This window comes from Merdimmobilis hominis (assembly GCF_016901855.1).
In the GTDB taxonomy this organism is placed as follows: domain Bacteria; phylum Bacillota; class Clostridia; order Oscillospirales; family Ruminococcaceae; genus Paludihabitans.
Genome location: NZ_JACJKY010000001.1, coordinates 55,526 through 76,239 on the forward strand (window position 1 = coordinate 55,526; position 20,714 = coordinate 76,239).

Here is a 20,714-nt window from a genome sequence, read left to right on the forward strand (position 1 = left end):
AAAGGAAAGGTCTGCGTAATGGCATTTGATTTTAATACATTTGGATGTATGGTATTTGGCGATGAGGAGATGAAATCCCGTCTGCCGAAAGATATCTATGAGTCGCTCAAATCATCGATTGAAGAGAATCGGTCGATTGATCCGAAAATTGCAGATGTTGTTGCGAATGCGATGATGCATTGGGCAATTGAACATGGTGCAACGCACTATACGCACTGGTTCCAGCCGATGACAAATATCACTGCCGGCAAACACGACAGTTTTCTTTCGGTAGAGAAAAACGGAAAAATGGCGCTTCATTTTTCCGGAAAAGAACTGATCAAAGGCGAACCGGATGCATCGAGTTTTCCAAACGGCGGTTTGCGTAATACATTTGAAGCGCGCGGCTATACGGCGTGGGACTGCACTTCTCCGGCATTTGTCCGTGATGGTACGCTCTACATTCCGACCGCATTTTGTGCATATACCGGCGAAGCACTCGATACCAAAACGCCGCTGCTTCGTTCGATGTCTGTCATCTCTGAGCAGGCGCTGCGTTTTCTGCGTTTGTTCGGCAACAAAAAAGCAACACGAGTTTCTGCAACTGTCGGTGCAGAACAGGAGTATTTCCTGATTGACCGTGCACTGTATGAAAAACGTTTGGACTTAAAACTCTGCGGCCGTACATTGTTCGGTGCGCGTCCGTCCAAAGGCCAGGAAATGGAGGATCACTATCTTGGCAGAATCCGTCTGCGTGTTGCAGCATTCATGAAAGAGCTGGACGAAGAGTTGTGGCGGCTTGGTGTTTCTGCAAAAACGAAACACAATGAGGTGGCACCTGCACAGCATGAGTTGGCACCGATTTTTGATACCGTCAATATTGCAGGCGACCATAACCAGCTTACCATGGAAATGATGCGCATTGTCGCAAAACGAAACGGACTTGCCTGCCTGCTGCATGAAAAACCATTTGCAGGCGTAAACGGTTCTGGCAAGCACAATAACTGGTCGCTGTCCGCAAACGATGGAACAAACCTGCTCGATCCGGGCAAAAACCCATATGAAAATATGCAGTTTTTGGTCATGCTTTGTGCGGTGATCACCGCAGTGGACCGTCATGCGGCGCTGCTTCGGATGTCGGCTGCTGTGGCAGGAAACGATGAGCGTTTGGGCGGGCACGAGGCGCCTCCGGCGATTATTTCGATATTCCTTGGTGAACAGCTGACGTCCGTGCTCACGGAAATTGCAAAAGGTCACAGCCCGATGTGTCAGAAAATGTCGTCGCTCGACACAGGTGTACCGACGTTGCCGGCATTTACCCGCGACGACAGTGACCGCAACCGCACATCGCCGTTTGCGTTTACAGGAAATAAATTTGAATTCCGTATGGTTGGTTCATCGGCATCGATTGCCTGTGCAAACTATGTGCTCAACACAATCGTGGCGGAAAGCCTTGACGAAATCTGCACACGCCTTGAAAAATCGAGTGATTTTGACACAGAAGTACAGGCGATCATTCGTGATACAATGGAACAGCATGGCAGAATCATCTTCAACGGCAATAACTATACAGAGGAATGGGTGAAAACTGCAGAAAGCCTCGGTATTGTTCATCTGAGAGATACCATCGAAGCGGCATCTGCTTATATTGATCCGAAAAGCGTTGAAGTGCTCAGCAAATATCATGTACTTACACCGGTGGAGTGCGAAGCGCGTTATGATATTCTGCTTGAGAATTATGCAAAAATCGTAACAATTGAAGCCAACACAATGCTGGAAATGACGCAGCGCGAACTGCTTCCCGCAATCATCAGAGCGGCAGGAGAAACAGCGCAGAGTGCATCTTCGCTTTCCGCATGCGGTATTGCCGGTGCACGTATTTCCGGACTTGCACAGAGACTTTCGGAATGTGCTGATGCTGTGTTCACTGCGGCTGATCAGCTGCGTGAAGCACTGACACACGTTCATGAGGAGCAGTGCACCTATTCGTGTGCTGTGTATGCACGTGATACCATTAAACCGCTGATGGCTTCTTTGCGTGAAGCAGTCGACAGCGCAGAAGAATTGGTGTCAAAAGATTGCTGGCCGATTCCGAACTATACAGATCTTCTGCACAGGGTGTGAGGACATGCAGATTGATGCATTGATTTTATCAGGCGGAACAGGAACGCGGATGGGTGCGGATTGTCCAAAGCAATTTTTGCCGCTTGCAGGTACCTGTGTGTTAAAACGTACGGTAGAGGCGTTTTGTTCGCATCCTGATATTTCGCGTGTGCTTGTTGTATCAGGTGCATCGTTTTTAAATGAAACAAATGAAATTTTAAAAACGATTGCATCGGAAAAACTGCTGCCAACTGTTTGCGGCGGAAGCACACGGCAGGAATCTTCTTATCTGGGACTTTGTGCGCTTGCACGGGAAGCAGCTGCTCCTGATTATGTCCTTATTCACGATGCGGCACGTCCGCTTGTGTCAAAGGAAGTCATCAGCCGATGCATTGAAACCGTCGTTTCATGCGGTGCGTGTACAGCGTCTATTCCGGTACAGGATACGATCATATCAAGTGATGCACCTCCGTTGTTGCAGACTGTTCCGGATCGTGCAACGCTGTTTGCAGTGCAGACACCGCAGGCATTTGCCTTTGCGGAGATTTTGGCAGCACATCGTAATTTGCCGGCTGATGCAGTTGTGACGGATGATACTTCTGTCATGCGCCTGGCAGGTTACCCGGTGTATCTGACACAGGGAGATAAGAAAAACATCAAGCTTACAACACCTGAGGATTTTTGGATCGCAGAAGCGTTTTTGGCACACGAATAGAATACATGTAAAAGAAATATTCCCCCGACTGAATAGGCGATCGCCTGATTCTATCGGGGGAATGTTTTTGACTTTTCGAGAATTATACAGTTTTTTTCAATGTTTCAAGCAGTGACTGTGCTTGGTCGGGTGTATCTGTCTGCAATGAAAATGCAACAAGTGCAGGGTTTAATTCCTTGTGATACGCTTTGATTTCTTCTGCGGTCCAATCATAAATCCAAAGAGATTTTCCTGCGCTTTGGATTTTTTTCAAAAGATCCATCCATTCAAGCGTACGCGGCTGTCCTGCACCGGACACCCATTGAATACAGTCGATACAGTCGAGCGAAAGAATTGTATCCAAATGGCGCAGTGCATCTTTTCCATCTAAGTGATAGATGTTGTGATCCAGTAAACGATGCTTTGTATTCAATGGCGGGGAACACAAACTCATTTGCATGTTCCGGACCGATCAAACAGGAAAAATCGCATTGGAGCACTGCAGATTTTTGACTGCAGTAAATCGGTGACCATCCAATGGTACCGGCTTCTTTCATGCCGCCGGCTTCATATACCATTTGAAATACGGATTCATAGGTATCATTGACTTCTTTTAGTACGCGGTGAATTTCTTCGTCGGAGTCGATCAGATCGAAACAGAGATTTTGTGCGCCGCGCATGGCACTGAGTGCGTCCATGTTGCTGTGCAGATCAAGCATATTGAGCAAAAATCGCCCGGATGCCTGTTTGGCCGCATATTCAAAAAAGCGTTTGAGTTTTTCAAAATATCCGTCCGGCGACCGGTCAATCTGTGCATGAAAATCGCTCCAGTCATCAATAAACGGATGCACCCAAGTGGTAACATTTTCGCTGGATGCCTCGATCGTTCCACCCAAAAAGGCAGCATATTGATCGGGACCTAACGTCAGTTCCAAGTTTGGAAGCGCTTCACCGCCGAAAAACGTATGATCAATCAAATTTTGATACGGAATCAGGATTTCATCATATGCTTCACGCATACAGACATCAAAACTCTTGGCAGGCGACCACGAAAATGCAACCGGTTTGATGGGTGCGGTAACACAGACATATGGTCTGTCAATCATTTCTTTTTGCCAGAATGCTTCTGCGTATTTTTTCGTGTGCGCGAGTTGTTGATGAAAGTCCATAGCAGTCACTCCTTATCAAACAGACAGATATCAGCGACGAACAAGAAGTGTTACAGACTGTCCCGGTTTCAGAGAAACAGAAGCAGTGTGATCATTCAGCGTGACATCGGAAGAAATCGGCTGTTCAGCCAAATCAACGGCTTCTACTGTGGTGACATCGGCTGTAAAGCAGATCGAAGCATCAACCGGGCGATCATTGTACACAGAAGCCAAACGAATGACAAATGCGTCATCGGCATATTCTGCTTGTTTTACACACGAAACGGTAACATCACCGTTTACGGTAAAGAACCGATCGGTGAGCGGCAGTGTACCGGTATGTGCTGTGTTTGAAACATACGGCAAGTCGCGGTGTGCAAACTGTTCACCCAGTTCTTTAAGTGCCATTGGCGCATCATCGCAGGCGGAAAGACCGATTCTAAAGCGCCGTTCGCCGATTTCCGGATATTTGTCCGGACCGGAGGATGCGCGCAGAAGCGAAATGTTAAGACTGTGTTCGTCGCCGCGGCAGCCGTATTTCGAATCGCTGAGCAGGGAGAGTCCGCGTGTGCCTTGCTGCGGTACACCGAAACAGAAATTGCGTGTAAAGCCGTCGTGTGTCATATTGAGCGGCCGATCGAGTGTACCGATCTGCATGTCACAGCGAACAGCTTTGGAAGAATAAGCGAGCGGTGCACAGAAGCTGAGCTGCGGAATTCCGTCCGGTGTTGCAATCGGAAGATGCGCAACACAAACGGAGAGATCAAGAATCGGCGAGTGATCGAACAACTGCGCTGTCACGTCGATGGTCATGTCTCCTTTTTTCAAGCGGAACGCGAGTTGTTTGCACAACGAACTGGATATGTCCTGTGTGGAAACAGTGACAATGCTTGTCTGATGAAGATTTTCGATACGGGAATGAACACCTTCGACCCAAGCGCTGCCATGACCTGCAAAGACAGAAGAAGTCAGCTCATGTGCAAGTACAAAATGTGCAGGTGTTTTGAGCAGTTCCTGTCCGGAAACCTTGTCAAAATAAGAGATGACAGAGAAATCATGATCGTCGAATGTAATTCGCACCAAATCATTTTCCAAAATATTGTTGTAGTAATAGGTTACACGCGGATCAGGCGGCATTGCGGCAAAGCAGAACGCCTCTTTCACAGCTTCTTCGATTTTGATTGTGGCATATCCGAATGCAGGAACATGTGCGTGGACCAAAATGTCAGTGCGCAGATGATTCCAGTCGTTCGGCTGTTGTTTGACCACACGGCAGTCTAACACATTGCCTTCCTGGTCTGTTGCTTTGATGCGGTCAGGATCGCCCGGCCAATCCCAAAGCGTTGCTTCCACCACAGAATCGCGGTCAAAGCGTGTGGGATTAAATACATGAAGCAGACGTGTTTTTCCGCGTCCGCGCTCCGTGCCCGGTAAACGGAATCGGCTCTTTTCATCGGTGTTTAAGCCGACACCGCCGCCTTCTGAACGTGAAGTGAGCGGGTCAAACGGCGTTTCGAACATGGAGGTATCAATATTTGCAGCAAATGCGCGCAGGGAAGAACCGGAACCTGCCATGACAGCGCCCATCGCTTCTTCAAACGCACCCATTGCGTGGTTACGTGATTCCGGTGTGTTCGAGCCGGGGAGAATATCATGGAATTGATTAAACAGCACCTTTTCCCAAGCATCACGGTACTGTTTGTTAAAGGATGTGCCGTTTGCTTTTGCGTTTGCAAACGTCGAGATCATTTCTGCTTCGTACAGCCGATCTTCACCGATCCGGTTGATCAGTTTCATCTGGGATTGCGATGTATAACAGCCGGTGAATGTCGGACCGAGCTCACCGCGGCGAACCGGGAAATTCGACGCAAACGGTTCAATCGAACGGAAGAATGCGTCATAGGTGGAGAAGCGGATGGTCGGAGCAAGCGGCCATTTCTGCATTTCAAGAATCATTTCGATGTCTTTTCGTGTTGGTCCGCCGCCGTGATCGCCGACACCGTAAATCTTCATCATGTCCAGCACACCGTATTTATAGCAGAACTGCGGTACGATATGCAGATACATGGGGAGAATTGAGTCGTTGTACCAAAGCGGTTCGTTGAGCGCAAGGATCTCAGCGCCACTGTCGGACTGCCAGCGATACAGCTGTTCGCCGTCAAGTCCTCTGCAATGGTAGAAATAACGAATACCGCCTTCGGACAAAATCTCCGGCACACAAGCGGAGTGACCGAACGAATCCGGATGAAAATCCATATTGATTTGCGCAAACGGAATGCCGAAACGCTCGTTTAAGTAACGTTTGGTGTACAGAATATGACGTGCCATACTTTCAAGGTTCGGCATGTTCTTATCAAGCTCAACAAAAGTGGAGCCTGCAAATTCAAAGCGGCCTTCTTTGATTCGTTTGGACATGCGCGCAAACAGTTCCGGATCGTAATATTCTGCAATTCGGTAGACTGCTGCCTGGGACTGTGAGAACGTGAAATCATGGTATTCGTCCATCAAATCAAGCATTGTGCGGAAAGTGTTGAGTGCAACATCAACCGTCTCGTGAAATCCCCACATCCAGTCCATGTCAATATGTGCATGTGCAACGCAGTGCATGGTCAGTGATTTTGCGGTATCAGAGAACGGAAACAAAATCGATTCTGCTTTTTGGCAAACAGAATCGGGCAATGCATGCTCTGCAGTGAATGTTTCGAACAGACAATCGACTGCCTGGTCGATCAGCGCATCATAGCGGCCGTTTTCATGCTTGTTGATTTCTTCACAGACTGCAATTTCTGCAAAGATTCGTTCACCCCAAGCAGACAGCTCGCGCATGTCAATCCAATGATTTTTTTGTTCTGGTTTCATTTGTGCAATTTTTTCATATCTCGTCAAGGGAAACCCCTCCTTCTAGATCAAATCAAACACATTGTAGCAAGAGAAAACGTAAAAATCAACGACTTTTCTCTTGCTTTTTTATACAAATCTTTTTTCTTATGACCTTTATGCACAGCGAAAAGACGGAGCACGTAGAATAATGCGAATGAATTGTTTCATTTGTAACACAAATACAAGGAGGAGAAAAAATGAATGAGATGAATGACAACTGCACGCTGTTTACCGCACAGCCGGTTTCATTTGCAATGGCGTATGTTCCGCTTCAGCCGTGGCAAAAGGTGTATGATGCTGCGGTTGGTTTTGATCGCGGAACCATCTTTGCGCAACTGGATAAACCGTTTATCGGAGAGGAGGCTGTGTCGAATGAGCAGCGATAAACAAAAACTGCTGCGCAAACTTCAGGTTGCAGATTTTGCGCTTTCGGAAGCAGTTCTTTTTTTGGATACACATCCATCGGATGAACAAGCGCTCGCATATTTTCACAAGCAGCGTGAAGGATATGATGCGCTGTATCGAGAATATACGGAAAAATTCGGTCCGCTGCGTGCGTTTGATAATCGGTCAAAAACACGCTGGGAATGGGCCGATGGTCCTTGGCCCTGGGAGTATGAGGCAAATGTATAAAAAATAAGACGGGCGTTATTCAGGAGGAGAGAACATGTGGCAATATGATAAGAAATTAGCGTTCCCTGTAAAAATAAAATGCACAAACCCCGCACTTGCAAAACTGATCATCACGCAATTAGGCGGACCGGATGGTGAAGCGGGTGCTGCGCTTCGATATTTAAGCCAGCGCTACAGCATGCCGAATGCAAAAGTAAAAGCCGTACTGACTGATATTGGTACAGAGGAGCTGGCGCATATTGAAATGGTGTCTGCGATTGTATCGCAGCTTACCCGGAATTTAAAAGTAGAAGATCTTGCAAAAGGCGGATTTGACGCCTATTACGTTGATCATACAACAGGAGTCTATCCGGTTGATGCAACGGGAAATCCGTTTACCGCAGCAACATTTCAGTCAACAGGCGATCCGATTGCAGATCTGCATGAAGACCTTGCAGCAGAGCAAAAAGCACGGCTTACCTACGACAATATTTTGCGCTTGGCAGATGACCCTGATGTGCGCGAGCCGATCAAATTTCTGCGTGCCAGGGAATTGGTGCATTTTCAGCGGTTTGGTGAAGCATTGCGGATTACACAGGAAAGCTTAGATTCGAAAAACTTTTATGCATATAATCCGGCATTTGATAAGCGAAAATAAGCATACAGTATGCTTTTTTTATCTCCGTTTGACGTCGGTGGTGCAAAGAATTCCGGGCAATTTTATGTTTTCTAAAAGGAAAATCCAATTTCATTCACACACAACCTGCGCTTTAGGAAAGCGCAGGTTGTGTATCTTTTATAAATCACCCAACAAAGGTGTGCTTGCATATAATATACCGAAGAGAAAAGGAGTGTGAATGAAAATGAGCAACAGTAAATTAGTGGACTATACCAAAATATCCCCTAACAGCAGTAATCCTCGAACAAATAAAATCAAAAAATTACGATTCACCACATGGCAGGCAATATGAGTGTAGAATCATGCGGCGCAATGTTTGCACGGCCTGAGCGGCGCGCAAGTTCCAATTACGCAATCGGTTCTGACGGCCGTGTTGCAATGTATGTGGAAGAAAAAAATCGTTCCTGGTGCAGCGGAAACAGTGACAACGACCATCAGGCAATTACGATTGAGGTTGCAAATGATGGCGGTGCACCGGATTGGCATGTCAGTGATAAGGCACTTGCAAAACTGATTGACTTGTGCACAGATATCTGCAAACGAAATGGAATCAGCCGGCTGAATTTTACCGGCGATCAAAACGGAAATCTGACAATGCACAACTATTTTCAGGCAACCGCATGTCCGGGACCATATCTCGCAGGCAAATTTTCGTATATTGCGAGCGAAGTCAATAAACGATTAAAGCCTGCGGCGGAAATTCCTGCTGTAGTAAAGCCGACGGCAAAAACGTATACGGTCAAAAATGGCGACAGCTTCTGGAAAATCGCAATGGAACAGCTGGGTGACGGCGAGCGATGGAGAGAATTAGCAGCAGCAAACGGTATGAATGCAAACAGCATGATTCATCCGGGAGATGTTCTGAAACTGCCAAGCGGAACAGGGAGCACCCCGGTAAAGCCGACGGCAAAAACGTATACGGTAAAAGATGGCGACAGCTTCTGGAAAATCGCAACGGAACAGCTGGGTGACGGCAATCGATATAAAGAATTGGCGGAGGCAAACGGTATGACAGAAAAAAGTGTTATTCATTCAGGGGATGTGCTGAAACTGCCGTAAAAAGGAAAAGCGCTCAGGTTTGCTTGGGCGCTTTTTTCGTAAAAGAATATGGATGAATTTTAATGAAAAAATTGTTTGTATGCATATTTTCGCTATTTTTTGTGCTGATTTGAGAATAAATTCTACTGCCGACGGCGAAAAAAACACTTACGAAGACGTTTTTTGATGTGTTATAATGCAATTGATAAATAACAGTCGCAGTGAAAAATAAGTAGCGAGACGTAAGTTTTGCTGCTTATTTTTTGCGTTTGCAGCTGTTTAAAAAATGATAGGAAAGAGGAAGTAAAAATGCCAAAAACAAAATTTCAAAATGTTATCTTCACACTGATTATGGCCGCAATTATGGTATATGGAATGATCGTCTATAACGTGGCGTTAAATACAGGCGGCGTATCGAATCAAACGTTTCTTCTAGCACTTCACGAAATGCCGATCATGTTCCCGATTGCATTCATTTTAGAATTTTTTGTCGTTGAAAAATTGGCAACACGTCTTGCATTTACGTTTATGCGTCCGACGGATCGCCCGCAGTTTATTACTTATGCGATTTCACTGATGATCGTATGCATTATGTGCCCGGTGATGAGCTTGATTGCAACACTTCTGTTTAAGCCAATCAGTTTCGGCACATGGATTCACACGTTCGGATGTAATCTGCCGATGGCGCTGCTGTGGCAGATGCTTTATTGTGGTCCGCTCACTCGTTTGATTTTCCGTACATTATTCCGCAAACAGCTTGCAAAAAAAACGCAGGAGGCTGCTGCAGCACAATAACGTTGGAAGAATAAAAACAGCTCCCTTGTTTTTTACAAGGGAGCTGTTTTGCTGCTGAGATTATGAAACGGCAATCGGTGTCAATCGATATGTTTTCACCTGATGAGGTGTGAGCGTTACAGAGGAAACCGCTGTGCCGACTTCGTTTTCAAGCAGATCACATTCTGTCAATGTGTAGCCTGCAATCTGTACCGTGCCGTCTTTTCCGGCAGCTTCGTAAACACGCAGGTAGATGTGATCATTTTTCGCATAGCACGCACTCATTACAATGTTTTCGGGCATAGAAATCGGCAGGATCACTTCGGATTCAGCACCGGACTGATCGGATTTGATTGTGCAGGAAACGAACGGATATGTGTAAGCGAGCGCCTCACGGTGCAGGGAAAGCGGGTCGAGCGAACCAACAACCGGGCGAAGGGAAAATTCGTGTGTATATGTTCTCCACAAGCATTTTTCACCCCAAACATAGCGGTTATTATATGCCAGCGGAACAGAAAATGTCTGTGCGTTTTCTTTTGTCAAACACATTGAACCGCGGTTGAATACGGCCACGCCCTGCACATCTGTACCGACTGCTGTCCAGTAGTTTCCTTGAATGTATGGTTCTTTCGTCGGCGCAATCAAAAACGGCAGATCACGGACGGCATCGCATGGTTTATCAAACGGAACAGAGAAGCAAAAACGCAGTTTCTCTTCGTGGACAAATCCGTTTGTATTCTGGCGGAATGCAGCAAATTCGCGTCCGTATCCAATCGTTTCACCGCGGTGATCGAATTGTGCACGGCACCCAATCTGCAAAGAATTTTCTTCAAACCGCAGGGTGCATTTGCAGGGAATCGGTCCCACTTGTCCATAAAAGCAAGCTTCCGCAACCATCGGCCGGCATGTAACATGCCATGTACCGCAGCTTACGGCAGGAGTATCGTTTACAATTCCTGCGAACAATGCACCGGATTCTCCGTTGTCAATCAGAATGGTTCCGGTTTTCCGGTCTTTGATCCGGCAGATTCCGTGTTCGCTGAATGTAACTTCATAAAACGGCGTTGTCAGCACCTGATTTTCATAGGTAAAAGACGAAACAGGCGCACTGCCGGTTGTTTCGGTGATGGTGTATACTTTTATACTCATCGGTTTCATGTGAGCGATAAAGCGTACACGGAAACGACATGGGTTTCCTGATGCATCGCGTTCGGTGACATCATATCCGCACGGAATGACTTCTTCGCCGCATACGGCGGCAAACGCCTCGGGTGTATTACGGAAAAAGCCTGTTTCCGCCTCAACCATCTGATCCATTTCCATACTGGAATCGTTGATCACAAGGATCGATCGTCCTGCTGTCGCAGATATGCGCTTTGCAAGACGAGAGCGAGCGGTGTCATATGCCTGTTTTCCGTATTGATTGCATGCGGAGAGAAATTCCTGTGCTTCATCGAGCAAACCGCAGATTTGAATGTCATGATGCTGCGAGATGAGCAGGTGTTTCCATGCATTTGTGACATTTTCCTGATCGGATTCGCCGGTACACAGTGCAGTCATGGCGTTTAAACGCTCTGCATGTGCGACCAGTGTTTCTGCGGCACGGCAATCGGAAAAAATGCGGTTTCCGCAGTATCCCCATGGCATTCTCACACGAAATTCATCTGCCGACGGACGATACGCATCGTTTTTCGCCGATTCAAGCGGATAAATATCGAGCAGATCTTCGAGTGTGACCCAGTGATAGCGGTCAACGGTTTCCACATGCTGTGTCAGTTCTTCACATCGCTGAACAACGTCGTCATAGCGGGAAGCAAGCAGCGGTTCATATTGCTTGAATTTCTCTTCAAACAGCTCAATCGGTTCATCCCATTCCCGCGGCCAGCGTGTCATAATATAGTTGTCCATTGTGGTTGCACCAAACTGCGCGCCTTGTCCTTTGTAAGTTGGGATAGTGGGAATACCGGAGCCATCTTCGCCGTACCATGTGCCGAACGAAGAATCATAGGTCGGATTATAGCCATACATCTGAAAATGTGTCCGCATCAGCGCCATTTTGTAGCCGGCCTGTAAAATCAGCTGTGGAATTTGACTGTGATAAGCGTGTTCGCTGATTGCATATACATGCGGACGCACGCCGAAATGTTTTAAATCTGCTTCGATGGCATAGGTGATCTGCCGCACGTTGCTTTCTTCGCTGATGAAAACGGCAAGCGGCTGTCCGTAGGAAGACGAACCGATCGAGAACCGGCCGGGGAATCGTTTTAATGTGTCCCGGACGATTTCGATAATTTCCGGATTTTCGATTGCATATCGATCGTAGCAATACGCTTCGTTGTCGAGACCGATTTTGAATTTTGGATATGAGGTCATCCAATTCACTGCACTTTCCATTGACGATGCAAAATCGGGACCCCACAAGATATATCCGCCATGGTCATAGCTTAATAAATACATTTGTTTTTCGCTCAATATCCTCATCCTCTTTCTTTTTTAATGCTACTGTAGCATATTTGTCTGTTGTTTGCAATAAAACATGACATTTTTTCATTCAGTTTTAATGAAATGATTGCTGTTTTGTATTGAAATTTTTGAATGGTATTGCTATACTACGGGTAAATCAATCCAACGCAATCAATCATAAACAAACAGAAAAAGGCAAGATGGGATTTGGATGACACAGCAGAGAAAAATAGAAAATCCATACAAAGTGCAGGGCTGGAATACCTGGAATACCGCAAATGTGCTTTCATATGTTCATATGCCGGAGGGGTTTGCCGTCAGTTTGGCGTTAAAAAACGATGCGACCTGTCAGGTATTTGATCGGTTTCTGATCGGACGGTTTGGTGAAAATGAGGAACACATTCATCCCGGCGTGCGCAGCTATGACGGAACATATACAGAACTTACGATTACGATCGGGGAAAGTGTCCAATTCATGGTACAGACTGCCGTGCAACATGATCGGCAGTGTCTTTTGGTGACACCGATGAAAACAAGTTTGCGCCCGCCGGTTCTTGCGGTCAGAGCGTCTATTTTGTTCCGTCAGCCGGGATATACCTATTGCGAAAATGATCATTTGATCGGTGTGACACCGAATCGTCAGTTTTCTGTTTATATCACCGGAAAACGGTGTGAAGAAGCACATTTGCAGCTGGAATCTCCCAGTATCGGTGTAATACTTGATGAACCGATTGCCGTTTCCACCGATTGTGCGGTGACAGTAGAAGAGGTTACAGACATCATCGCGCAGGCAAAAGCATCTGTTTATGCAAGCGGCGAACAATACGGCGAACTGGCACAGGCGTATCAGGCAATGCGGAGCTGTCTTGCATGGGATACCATCTACGAGCCGGAGCACCGTCAGGTCTGTTCGCCGGTCAGCCGTCTTTGGAATCTTGGATGGGGCGGCTATGTGCTGTTTTGCTGGGATACCTTGTTTGCAGCGGAAATGATTTCGCTTGAAAACAAAGAGCTTGCCTATTCAAACGTGTTTGCGATTCTCAATGAAATGACGGAAAACGGATTTATACCAAACTTCGGCGCGGCCAATGATTATAAAAGCCGGGATCGTTCACAGCCGCCTGTTGGTGCAATGACAGTTTTGAATATTTACAATCGCTGGAAGGAAAAATGGTTTGTCGAAAAAACGTACGATCATCTGTGCGTTTGGAACAAATGGTTTTTTGAGCACCGGAGAGCGGCGGATGGTACGATGTGCTGGGGATCTGATCCGGTTACACCACGGATTGGCGCCTATTGGGAGACACATGGGGCGTGTGAGCGGTTTGGCGCTGCGCTTGAATCGGGGCTTGATAACTCGCCGATGTACGACGACATTCCGTTTGACAGGAATACGCATTTGATGCAGCTGTCGGACGTCGGATTGTGCGGACTGTTTATCCATGACTGTGACTGTATGGAAGCCCTTTCGGATATTTTAGGGCGTGACGGTTCAGTGTTTCGTGAACGCAGAGAAGCCGTGAGCCGCGCGCTGTCGACGCTCTGGGAAGATGAATACGGATTTTTCTTGAATCGCAGAACAGACAACGGCGCGTTTTCTTATCGGGTTTCGCCGACGAATTTTTATGCACTGTTTGATGCCGCTGTGGCAGCAGAACAGGCGAATCGGTGTGTGAAAGAGCATTTTTATAATGCGCAGGAATTCTGGGGCGACTATATTCTTCCTTCGATTGCGCGAAACGATCCGGCATATCCTGATCAGGATTACTGGCGGGGACGCATCTGGGCACCTATGAATTATCTTGTGTATCGTGCGCTTGAAACAGCAGGGGAGAAAACTGCCTGCAAAGATCTTGCATCAAAGTCGTTGGCGCTTTTGATGCAGGAATGGACGCTGCATGGCCATGTACATGAAAATTACGACGGTGATACCGGCATGGGCTGCGGTGTGAAAAACAGTGATAAGTTTTATCATTGGGGCGGACTGCTCTCGTATATCGCACTGATCGAAGCAGAAAAGAAAGACGGAAAAGAGAAAGAGTCAGGCGCCGTATTTCATCAGTAAAAGCATCAATTTTCTTGATTTTTAGCAGAATCCAAAAGAATCCCCATTACATAGAGGACGTTTTTTCATTTTATATCAATTGATTTTAAGAAAGAAAAAGATTATACTGAAGATAATCTATGACTAGGGGAGAGGAACGTATATGGATTCAATGGAAACAGAAAATTTTGCTGCGAGTTATATAAACGACGATGAATATGTGCTGTGGCAGGGAAAACCGGAGAGAGGAAATCTATTTTCGGGACGCGATATATTTCTAATATTGTTTGGCATAGCATGGCTTTCATTTTGCGGCTTTTGGGAATTCACTGCACTGCAAAGTAATGCGTCACCGATTCTCGTATTGTGGGGAATTCCGTTTATTCTGGTGGGCTTGTATCTGCTGTTCGGACAGTTTATCAGACGGGCGAACATGCGCGGTAAGACGTATTATGTGATCACAACGCGCAAGATTCTTGTGAAAACGGGAAATCGGATTCAGATGTATGACGGAAAAGACCTTCCGGCAATGCATATTCAGCTTCATAAAAACGGAACAGGCACCATCCGGTTTGGTGAACAATACTATACAAGAAGAGGTGCTGTATATAGCTGTTCCTGTGTACTTGAAAACATTGTTGATGTTGCACAGGTACAAAATGCAATCGAAACGATGAAATCCGGCGAATATTGATCAAAATAAAAAAACCTGAGGACCATATCGGTTCCTCAGGTTTTTTTATATACAAATAGATTTTAAATGCAGGGCATCACGTTGCCGCCGCAGACGGGAAGATATGTTCCCGTGATATAGCTTGCCAGATCGGAAGCCAAAAACAATACAGCGTTTGCAACCTCTTGGTCGGTGCCGCGACGTCTTAACGGAATGAGTGCATCGCTCTGCGGCTGTACTTCCGTGTGGTTTTCACGGTCACGGTCAGAAATCGTCCAGCCGGGCGCTACTTGGTTGACCGTAATACCGAACGGACCGACTTCCTTTGCGAGTACGCGCATGACACCGTCCATACCGCGTTTGCCGGACACATACGCCGACTGGCCGGGGAAGTTCTGCATTGCGCATTCGGTGTTGATTCCGATCATACGGCCGTATCCGCGCTCTTTCATAAACGGTAAAAACGCCTTTGCCATGTTGACATTCTGCATCACACAGCTTCTAAACTGGCTCTCATAGTCGGCAGGATTTTGTTCTAACACACTGGTCCATGGCACATACTGCACCACGGCGTTGTCGACAATAATATCCGGCATCGAAAACGATGCGGCAATCTGATCGCGCATTGCGAATACAGAATTAAGCTCTCCGACGTCGCATGACACTGCAAAACAGCGGACACCGAGCGCACGAATTTCTTCCGCCAGCGCGTTTGCCTTTTCCTCGTTTTTGTGATAGTGCAGAATAATGTCTGCACCGGCTTTGGCGAGTGTTTTCGCCATCACGCGGCCAAGCTGGCCTGTCGCACCGGTGATGAGTGCCGTTTTTCCTGAAAGATCAATCGAAATCATGTAAAAAACCTCCTGCGGCGATTACTGATCGTCGTTCTTTTTCTTTCCGGTCACTTTGTTTAAAACCATGACACTGATCATGATGACTGCAATGACACAGAAGATGCCGAACATGCCCATTCCCATAATCGGAAGCGTTTGAAGAAACAGTGAAACGTTAAACATGAAAGAGCCTCCCTTATCGTGCAATGAGGTTTAAAATAAGACCGCCGGCGATGACCGAAGCAATCTGACCGGAAACGTTGACACCGGTCGAATGCATGAGCAAGAAGTTCTGCGGATCTTCTGCGAGTCCCATTTTGTGGACAACACGCGCCGACATCGGGAATGCAGAAATACCGGCAGCACCGATCATCGGGTTGATCTTTTTCTTTAAGAACAGATTGAGGATTTTTGCAAACAGCACGCCGCCTGCGGTATCAAAGATGAATGCCACAAGGCCAAGGCCGATGATCATGAGTGTCTGCAGATTCAAAAATGCCTCAGCCTGCATTTTGGTTGCAATGGTCAAGCCAAGGAACAGGGTAACCAGGTTTGCGAGCACTTTCTGTGCTGTTTCAGAGAGGGAATTGAGCACACCGCACTCACGCAGAAGGTTGCCGAACATCAAGAAGCCGATGAGTGCAACGGAACGCGGCGAAACAATACCGGTGATAATTGTGATAATGATCGGGAACAGAATGCGTGTTGTTTTGGAAACGGTTTTCTGTTCATACGGCATACGGATCAAACGCTCTTTTTTGGTGGTAAGCAGTTTGATAACCGGCGGCTGAACGATCGGAACGAGCGCCATATAGGAATATGCAGCAACGATGATCGGGCCGATATAGCTCGACTGGAAGTAGTTTGCCACAAAGATGGATGTCGGGCCGTCTGCTGCGCCGATGATTGCAACAGATGCAGCATCTTTCAAGTCAAAGCCAAAGAATGCGGCAAGACTCAATGTAAAGAAGATACCGAACTGTGCAGCTGCACCGAAGATCATCAGTTTCGGGTTTGTAAGAAGCGGACCGAAGTCGATCATTGCACCGATACCGACAAACAGCAAGAGCGGGAACAGCTCGTTTGCAATACCGTTGTTAAAGAGCAGGTCAATGACACCGACTTCCTCTGCGCCTTCGTAAATCTGTGTGACTGCACCCGAAAGCGGCAGGTTTACCAAAATCGCACCGAATCCCATCGGCAGAAGGAGCGTTGGCTCCATGTCTTTTTTGATTGCCAGCCAGATGAGCAGTCCGCCGATTGCCCACATGACAATCTGCTGCCATTGAATGTTCAGAACGTTTCCGAACAAGGCCTCCATTGTACCAAATCCTTTCTTTTTTAAAAAAATAAATGAAATAGAAAAAAGACTTTTGCCCACGCCTTTGATGTGTGGAACAAAAGTCTCGCTATTGAAAACAAAGAGCGGGTGAGAACATCACCGTGTATTGACGCCACTTGTTACAGCATAAGGCTGCAAGCTACTCCCTTTTATTCGAAAACTGTTTAAAAATCACGGGCGGGCTTCGTCCGTTCCGTCGTTTAGGATACCATGTTTTTTGAAAAAAAGCAAGGCAGGAAACGTGTTTTCTTCGTTCCTGCCCTATATTTTTTAAAAAATAATGAATATTAACGGGAAGCGATTGCGTTCATGATGTCGTCACGCATCCGGATTGCTTCTCTGCGTGCAGCACCTGCAAAATCAGCTTCATCACAGCCTTCTTTTTGGTATGCGCACATGATGCCGCGGGAAGAGTTGATGATTGCACCGATACCGTTTTTGTCAAAGCCACCGCAGACATCTTTTGCACCGCCGCCCTGTGCGCCGTAGCCCGGAACCAGGAAGAAGGTGTGCGGCAGTTTTTCACGCAGTTCGGTGAGCTGTTCCGGATAGGTTGCGCCGACAACTGCGCCGACTGCACTGTAACCGTATTTGCCGATGGTATCTGCGCCCCATGCTTCGCACATATCGCCCATGACTTCGTACACACGTTTGCTGCCGATCATTTTGTCCTGCAATTCGCCGCTCGAGCGGTTTGAGGTTTTGACCAGCACAAAAATGCCGCGGTCACGTTCTTTGCAGACGTTTAACAGCGGGGTGATGCCGTCTGTGCCCAGATAGCCGTTTACAGTCAGCATGTCTGCGTCAAATGCGCTGACTTCGCCGGCGTCAGTTGCGGTGACACCCAAGTGTGCGGTTGCGTATGCTTCCATTGTTGCACCGATATCGTTGCGTTTGCCGTCGGTCATGACGATCATGCCTTTTTCTTTTGCATAGCGGATCGTTTCAGTCAGTGCACGCACACCCTGCCAGCCGTACATTTCATAATAAGCAGCCTGCGGTTTGATTGCCGGAACAATATCATACAGTGCATCGATCAGTGCACGGTTAAAGCAGAGCAGTGCTTCTGCGGAAGCCTCCAGCGGATCGGAATATTTGGCAAAGCACTCTTTGCGGATATATTCCGGCACATATGCGAGCTTCGGGTCAAGCCCTGCAACGGTCGGGTTTTTGTATTCGATAATTTTGTCAATCAGTCTGTCCATTCCCATGTTTTTCGTTCCTTTCTGTATCAGCGCATGACATAGACGATCTCGCCGTCTACGAATGTATAGCGGACGCGTCCCTGCATCCGTTCGAATTTGAATACCGTGTTTTTCGATTTGGAGGCAAGCCGCTCCGGCAGTACCGTCCATTTGATGTTCGGGTCGATGATTGCGATATCTGCCGGCATGCCCGGTTTTAAGCTTCCTGCTTCAATACCCAAAATTTTTGCCGGATTGGTGCTCATCAGCTCGATCAGCTTTTCAAACGAAATGATGCCCGGTTCCACCAAAAAGCGGATGCCCGCTGCAAGCGACGTTTCGAGCCCGACTGTGCCGTTCGGCGCTTTCATAAAGTCGGCTTTATCACGTTTGGTGTGCGGTGCATGGTCAGTAACAATGCAGTCGATCGTGCCGTCTTTGATGCCTTCGATGATCGCCTGCACGTCCTCCGCTTCACGCAGTGGGGGATTCATGCGGAAATCTGCATCTTTTGCGCGGAGCTTTTCGTCTGTGTATGCAAAATAGTGCGGACAGGTTTCGGCAGTAACCTTTACGCCGCGTTTTTTTGCTGCACGAATCAGCTCAACCGAACCTTTTGTGCTCACGTGCGCAATGTGAATGTGTGTGCCGGTGCGCTCTGCGATGTTGATTTCGCGCTCTGTGATCGAATCTTCACTCAGGCGATCCATGCCCGGAATGCAGAGTTCCTCGCTGACTTTTCCTTTATTGATGATGCCGTTTTTGATGATCGAAAGATCTTCACAGTGAGAAGTGACCAGAAGTCCCTGTTTGTCTGCTTCGATCATGGCCTGTTCCATCATAGATTCGTTTTGAACCGGACGGCCGTCATCGGAAACGGCACGCACGCCTTTTTTTGCATACATCGAAAAATCAGAAAGCGATTCGCCCGAAAGCCCTTTGGTGATGGCACCGCAGATATACACCTTTGCACGTGCGCTTTTTGCTTTGTCGTTAATATAGTCGATGACTTCTTCACTGTCGGTTGCCGGTTTGGTGTTCGGCATACACAAAAGGGAAGTCACACCGCCGGTGACTGCTGCGCCGCAGCCGGTATGGATATCTTCTTTATCGGTAAATCCGGGATCACGCAGATGTACGTGCATGTCGATAAGACCGGGAAGTACCGTAAGTCCTTTTGCTTCGAGCACACGGTCTACATGATCGGTAATTTTTTCTTCCACTTTAACGATTTTTCCGTCTTCAATCAAAACATCCGCGGGTTTGCAGATGGATTGTGAAGGATCGACCACAAATCCATTGCGGATGAGCATATTTGCCATAGAAAACGCCTCCTTGCAGATTGTTTCTTCCTTTAAGTATACGGGGTTTGTCGGATAATGTCAATCAAAACACCTTGTATGAAGAAAAAGACAATGAAAAAGAGCAAGTCAATCACATGACTTGCTCTTTTCAAAAAGGTCAGCGAAGTTCTGTCAGCGCGGATACACACTGCATCATTTCCTCTTTGGAAGAAAACGATGCACCTGATTGCAGGATGGATTCTTGAATATAGGCGGGGAGAGAATGAAAGTAAGCGGTCATCTCTTTTGCCTGTGCTTGGCTGGATGCCTGAAATGAAAACTGTTTCATCAAAAATCACCTCGAAAAAAGTATGTCCGTCAATCCCGGCATTATACACATTCGAACGGTTCGTGGATGTGAAATACTTCCTGTGCCGAGTCATAAATAATGGCGGAGAGGCTGCCGGTTTCCTCGTCTTTTAAGTGATTTCTTAAAATGCGCAGACCGAACGCAAAAATCAGATAAGAAATCCGCACATTTTTGACCCGTAGACAACCGATCTGCACGCCTTCTTCTAAGAACGGCGCAAATGCATCGGCTGTCTGCAAAATGAACTGGTCGAGATACTGTTCATATTGTTCGTAGGAAAGTCCGCTTTGCTTTTGCAGTCGGTCATAATATTCCGAAAGCTCGGTGGCACGGAGAATACAGCGGGAAAACCGTGTAAGATAAGGCGTTTGCTCATCATTCACAAGCGATGTGAGTTCCGCTAAATGCACCTGCATCCGGCGGACTGCAACTTCTTTAATGAGGTCTTCTTTGTGTTTGAAATGATGATAAAACGTTCCTTTTGCAATGCCGGCGCGTGCGGCGATTTCGGAAACGGAAAACGCGCTGTTTTCTTCGCAGAATAAAACTTGTTGTGCTGTTTGAATGATTTTTTCTTTGGAGCGTTCTCCTTTTTTCATGGTTATGCCTCCTTTG

The 20,714-nt window shown here is 47.1% G+C and carries 20 protein-coding genes; 9 read left to right on the plus strand and 11 right to left on the minus strand.

The window, feature by feature from the left end:
- The first annotated feature begins 18 nt into the window (after nucleotides 1–18).
- A complete protein-coding gene (locus H6A12_RS00325) occupies nucleotides 19–2,103 on the plus strand; it encodes a glutamine synthetase III (protein ID WP_204443527.1) in 2,085 nt (694 codons plus the stop codon).
- A gap of 4 nt (nucleotides 2,104–2,107) precedes the next feature.
- The gene (ispD, locus tag H6A12_RS00330) at nucleotides 2,108–2,797 is read left to right on the plus strand and encodes a 2-C-methyl-D-erythritol 4-phosphate cytidylyltransferase (protein WP_204443529.1); all 690 of its coding nucleotides are present in this window, start codon (nucleotides 2,108–2,110) and stop codon (nucleotides 2,795–2,797) included.
- Nucleotides 2,798–2,879: 82 nt separating this feature from the next.
- Here the strand turns inward: ispD and H6A12_RS00335 are convergent, their stop codons facing one another.
- From H6A12_RS00335 to H6A12_RS00345, 3 genes are read right to left on the minus strand one after another with little or no spacing between them, the layout of a single operon-like run.
- Entirely contained in the window at nucleotides 2,880–3,050 is a 171-nt protein-coding gene (locus tag H6A12_RS00335; protein WP_204443531.1) for a hypothetical protein, read from the minus strand.
- Between the two features lie 13 nt (nucleotides 3,051–3,063).
- On the minus strand, nucleotides 3,064–3,945 hold the full coding sequence (locus H6A12_RS00340) for a hypothetical protein (RefSeq protein ID WP_204443534.1): 882 nt from the start codon (nucleotides 3,943–3,945) through the stop codon (nucleotides 3,064–3,066).
- A 30-nt stretch (nucleotides 3,946–3,975) separates the two neighbouring features.
- The gene (locus H6A12_RS00345; RefSeq protein WP_204443536.1) at nucleotides 3,976–6,810 is read right to left on the minus strand and encodes a glycoside hydrolase family 38 C-terminal domain-containing protein; all 2,835 of its coding nucleotides are present in this window, start codon (nucleotides 6,808–6,810) and stop codon (nucleotides 3,976–3,978) included.
- Between the two features lie 191 nt (nucleotides 6,811–7,001).
- On the opposite strand from H6A12_RS00345, the gene H6A12_RS00350 reads away from it, so the two are divergent.
- The 5 genes from H6A12_RS00350 to H6A12_RS00375 all read left to right on the plus strand — a co-directional run bounded on the left by H6A12_RS00350 (nucleotide 7,002) and on the right by H6A12_RS00375 (nucleotide 9,928).
- Nucleotides 7,002–7,190, plus strand: a complete 189-nt coding sequence (locus H6A12_RS00350; RefSeq protein ID WP_204443538.1) for a spore coat associated protein CotJA — start codon at nucleotides 7,002–7,004, stop codon at nucleotides 7,188–7,190.
- Nucleotides 7,177–7,437, plus strand: a complete 261-nt coding sequence (locus H6A12_RS00355) for a spore coat protein CotJB (RefSeq protein WP_204443541.1) — start codon at nucleotides 7,177–7,179, stop codon at nucleotides 7,435–7,437. The genes H6A12_RS00350 and H6A12_RS00355 overlap by 14 nt, the downstream gene beginning before the upstream one ends.
- Nucleotides 7,438–7,471: 34 nt before the next feature.
- Nucleotides 7,472–8,074, plus strand: coding sequence for a manganese catalase family protein (locus tag H6A12_RS00360; protein ID WP_204443543.1), 603 nt, complete (start codon nucleotides 7,472–7,474; stop codon nucleotides 8,072–8,074).
- A gap of 309 nt (nucleotides 8,075–8,383) precedes the next feature.
- Nucleotides 8,384–9,154 carry a peptidoglycan recognition protein family protein gene (locus H6A12_RS13320; protein ID WP_243415240.1) on the plus strand — a complete coding sequence of 257 codons (771 nt, stop codon included), beginning with the start codon at nucleotides 8,384–8,386 and terminating at the stop codon, nucleotides 9,152–9,154.
- Between the two features lie 288 nt (nucleotides 9,155–9,442).
- Nucleotides 9,443–9,928, plus strand: coding sequence for a DUF2798 domain-containing protein (locus H6A12_RS00375; protein WP_204443545.1), 486 nt, complete (start codon nucleotides 9,443–9,445; stop codon nucleotides 9,926–9,928).
- 60 nt (nucleotides 9,929–9,988) lie between these two features.
- Here H6A12_RS00375 and H6A12_RS00380 read toward each other — a convergent pair whose 3' ends face one another.
- Entirely contained in the window at nucleotides 9,989–12,379 is a 2,391-nt protein-coding gene (locus H6A12_RS00380; RefSeq protein ID WP_204443548.1) for a glycosyl hydrolase-related protein, read from the minus strand.
- Nucleotides 12,380–12,581: 202 nt separating this feature from the next.
- On the opposite strand from H6A12_RS00380, the gene H6A12_RS00385 reads away from it, so the two are divergent.
- Both H6A12_RS00385 and H6A12_RS00390 read left to right on the plus strand, forming a co-directional pair.
- A complete protein-coding gene (locus tag H6A12_RS00385; protein WP_204443550.1) occupies nucleotides 12,582–14,435 on the plus strand; it encodes an MGH1-like glycoside hydrolase domain-containing protein in 1,854 nt (617 codons plus the stop codon).
- Nucleotides 14,436–14,577: 142 nt separating this feature from the next.
- Nucleotides 14,578–15,108, plus strand: coding sequence for a hypothetical protein (locus tag H6A12_RS00390; protein WP_204443552.1), 531 nt, complete (start codon nucleotides 14,578–14,580; stop codon nucleotides 15,106–15,108).
- Between the two features lie 62 nt (nucleotides 15,109–15,170).
- Here H6A12_RS00390 and H6A12_RS00395 read toward each other — a convergent pair whose 3' ends face one another.
- From H6A12_RS00395 to H6A12_RS00425, 7 genes are all read right to left on the minus strand, one after another.
- Entirely contained in the window at nucleotides 15,171–15,938 is a 768-nt protein-coding gene (locus tag H6A12_RS00395; protein WP_204443555.1) for an SDR family NAD(P)-dependent oxidoreductase, read from the minus strand.
- A gap of 21 nt (nucleotides 15,939–15,959) precedes the next feature.
- Nucleotides 15,960–16,103: a hypothetical protein gene (locus tag H6A12_RS00400; protein ID WP_204443557.1), complete on the minus strand. Its 144-nt coding sequence runs from the start codon at nucleotides 16,101–16,103 to the stop codon at nucleotides 15,960–15,962.
- A gap of 13 nt (nucleotides 16,104–16,116) precedes the next feature.
- Entirely contained in the window at nucleotides 16,117–17,241 is a 1,125-nt protein-coding gene (locus tag H6A12_RS00405) for a sodium ion-translocating decarboxylase subunit beta (RefSeq protein WP_204443559.1), read from the minus strand.
- A 308-nt stretch (nucleotides 17,242–17,549) separates the two neighbouring features.
- The gene (gene pyrF / locus H6A12_RS00410; protein ID WP_204443562.1) at nucleotides 17,550–18,473 is read right to left on the minus strand and encodes an orotidine-5'-phosphate decarboxylase; all 924 of its coding nucleotides are present in this window, start codon (nucleotides 18,471–18,473) and stop codon (nucleotides 17,550–17,552) included.
- Between the two features lie 20 nt (nucleotides 18,474–18,493).
- Entirely contained in the window at nucleotides 18,494–19,768 is a 1,275-nt protein-coding gene (locus tag H6A12_RS00415) for a dihydroorotase (RefSeq protein ID WP_204443563.1), read from the minus strand.
- A gap of 139 nt (nucleotides 19,769–19,907) precedes the next feature.
- Nucleotides 19,908–20,078: a hypothetical protein gene (locus H6A12_RS00420; protein WP_204443565.1), complete on the minus strand. Its 171-nt coding sequence runs from the start codon at nucleotides 20,076–20,078 to the stop codon at nucleotides 19,908–19,910.
- 41 nt (nucleotides 20,079–20,119) lie between these two features.
- Nucleotides 20,120–20,698, minus strand: coding sequence for a TetR/AcrR family transcriptional regulator (locus H6A12_RS00425; protein ID WP_204443567.1), 579 nt, complete (start codon nucleotides 20,696–20,698; stop codon nucleotides 20,120–20,122).
- Between the last annotated feature and the right edge of the window lie 16 nt (nucleotides 20,699–20,714).